Raw genomic sequence first — 2,584 nt, forward strand, 5'->3', positions numbered from 1 at the left:
GCTTCGTTGGCATCTCCGGTCATCAGGAGGCACCGGATGGTCGGGTCCGCCGCAGCGATGGCCCGGCACACGTCGGCACCTGAACCGTCGGGGAGATCATCGTCAAGGATGACCAGCTCCGGGCGGAGGGCAGGGATTCGCCGGAACGCCCGGTGCGCGGATCCTGATTCTCCGGCGATGCTGAGACCTTCGGACTCCAGCAGATGGCGCAGGCCCCGTCTCACGACCTCGTGGTCGTCCAGCAGATAGACGCCCCGGCCGGCCAAAGGGGGCGGCGGGTGGATTTCCGGTTCAGCCATCATCGCCATTACGTTCCTTCGCTTTTAAGGCACCGAAGGCGTGCTGGATGATCCCGTCCGGTCCCCATCCAGCGTGCATCCATGCGCACACTGCCCGACGGGCCCCACACTAAACCGATAGGGCCGACCCAACAAGGGCCCGCGGGGGTGGATCCGTGGCTTTTCTGAACGTGTTCTGCAGACAACCGGTGTCGTAACCTCAGACCGCCACTAGAGCTCCGTCGGGGAGTATGGCCCAGAGCACGCTCGGGCGGCGTCGGGCGCTCTTGGACGCTGCGCGCTTCTCCGATGGCGCTCATGATCCCGTGGTTCGAACGTGTCGGCCGAGGATTTCGGCGCGTTTCCTGACCGCGCTAACGTAATCGGTGAAAGCCTGCTGCGTGTCGGACGCAAACTCCCGGAGCAGCAGCCCGCAAAGCGGGCCAGTGAACTCTTCTCTTACGAGCAGGTGCGTCATGCCGCCCAGCGGTTCAAGCGTGAAGGTGCGCACCCCGGTGAGCAGGCCCAGAGGCAGGCCCTGGGTCCAGGTCATCACCTCGCCGGGCATCTGCTGGACGCGCAGCCGGAAGGTGCGCTCCCCTCCGGTGTGGGTTCGGATTCTGATGGTGCCACCGTTGCGCAACTCGCCCCTGATGTGCGTGATGCCGGATTCCCAGACGGTGAAGTTCCGTGCATCGGTGATGACGTCCCAGACGGTGGAGCTTCGGGCATTGATCAGTGTCTCGGCACCGACCGAGTGCCTGGCCATGCTGTGACCCTGGCCGAGAGGGCGCCGGGTTGTGGGCACCTGGTCTGTAGACATCAGCCCGCAACCCAAGGCATTGGCCGCGGGACCGGACTGCCGACGCGACCAGCCAGGCATCGGCAGGCTCCACGGCCGATAGCGCCGGCAAGGGACAGCGCCGCGTTCTGGACGGCCATGACACCGCAGCCCTCCGCGGCCGGCAGATCGTGCATCACCAGCACGACGCTCCCTACTGATTCTTCAGACAAGGGGTTCTCCTTTTCTAAACGGAGTGACAGCCGGATAGTAGCCCGGCTTCCTGTGGGCAGCCAGAGAGTCCACTGATCGGGTTATGCCTCGCAGCCTCGGCCGGTCCGAACCGCCTGCGGGAACGCCCTCGACGGCTGGCAACCGGCCACCGTGCCGCCCAATGGCATGGAGCGACAGTCTGGAGGTTGCGCAGAAGGACACCGCACCCTGGTCGAGGACTAAGACACCACCTCGTCCATGGTCATTGCATCTGCTGCCACGCGGTGCTGGGTCGATGGCGCTCTCAGACCAGAGCCTTGGTCTTGATTCTTTCGAATTCATCAGCGCTGATTGTTCCGGAGTCCCGAAGAGCCGTGGCTTTGGAGATCTCGTCGCTCGGACTCGGTGCAGCGACGCTGCGGATGTAAGCATCCGAGGCCTCCCGGTTCTCCTGGGCCCGTGCCATGGACCGCTCCGTCATGCCCTTACCGCGGGCAATCACGTAGACCAGCACACCCAACAAGGGCACGAAGACCAGGAAGAGGATCCAGACGGCTTTCCACCAACCGCTCAGCATGTCGTCGCGGAACAAGTCGCCGATGACGGCGAACAACGCCCAGAGGAAGGCGATGAACGCGTATACGAGGAAGAACCACCAGAAAATATCCCAAAAGTTTTCCCAGAAACTCATGTCAACTTCCCTGCTTTCTGTAGGAGCGGAGTGGGTCGGGAATGCAGCCGGGCAGGACTGAGGCTAGTTGCAGACCTGCCCGGAGGGGCCTTGAGGTCAGCATTTAGTCGCCGTTTGGAGGTCACTGACCGCGGCCTGGACGTTGGCGGCGTCGTCCCGCAGGGAGGCGGCCGCCTGAGTAAGGGTGGCATCATCCGGGACGGCTCTGACGGCTGCGTCGAACTTGTTTTCGGCCGTCTTAACTGCGTCCATTTCGTCTTTGGCTACATCCTGGCTGGCCTTGACCAGGTCGTCGTAGGTCTTCGCGACCTGTTCCCGTGCCGATTTGATCTGTTCTATCGTGGCACCACGTTTGAGTGTCTGTTTGAAATTTCTCAGGGATCCGGCGAAGGGACTGGCAGCAGCGCAGGCCTGCGAAACGTTCTTCTCCGCTCTGGCGCTGCTGACACTGGTGCCGGGGCTGGACGTGCCGCAACCCGTGAGCAGTACGATGGCTGCCCCGGCTGCGATCGATCCGGCGAGGATCGGGTGTGGTCTGGACACTGGAGGCCCCTTTCCGACATGGAATGCGGCAGGGAACCCTGCCGCACGCAAGTCCGACCATTGTCTACCCGTAGTGCG

The 2,584-nt window shown here is 63.4% G+C and carries 4 protein-coding genes; all 4 read right to left on the bottom strand.

From position 1 onward, the window contains the following. Positions 1-308: response regulator (locus LQV45_RS25255; RefSeq protein ID WP_230009368.1), on the bottom strand; the 308-nt coding region annotated here is incomplete at its 3' end. Between the two features lie 286 nt (positions 309-594). Further along, positions 595-1,047, bottom strand: coding sequence for an SRPBCC domain-containing protein (locus LQV45_RS25260; protein WP_230009370.1), 453 nt, complete (start codon positions 1,045-1,047; stop codon positions 595-597). A 529-nt stretch (positions 1,048-1,576) separates the two neighbouring features. Further along, on the bottom strand, positions 1,577-1,963 hold the full coding sequence (locus tag LQV45_RS25265; RefSeq protein WP_230009371.1) for an SHOCT domain-containing protein: 387 nt from the start codon (positions 1,961-1,963) through the stop codon (positions 1,577-1,579). A 96-nt stretch (positions 1,964-2,059) separates the two neighbouring features. Continuing rightward, the gene (locus LQV45_RS25270; protein WP_230009372.1) at positions 2,060-2,506 is read right to left on the bottom strand and encodes a hypothetical protein; all 447 of its coding nucleotides are present in this window, start codon (positions 2,504-2,506) and stop codon (positions 2,060-2,062) included. Positions 2,507-2,584 lie beyond the last annotated feature (78 nt).

The organism is Microbacterium sp. Bi128, from assembly GCF_918698205.1.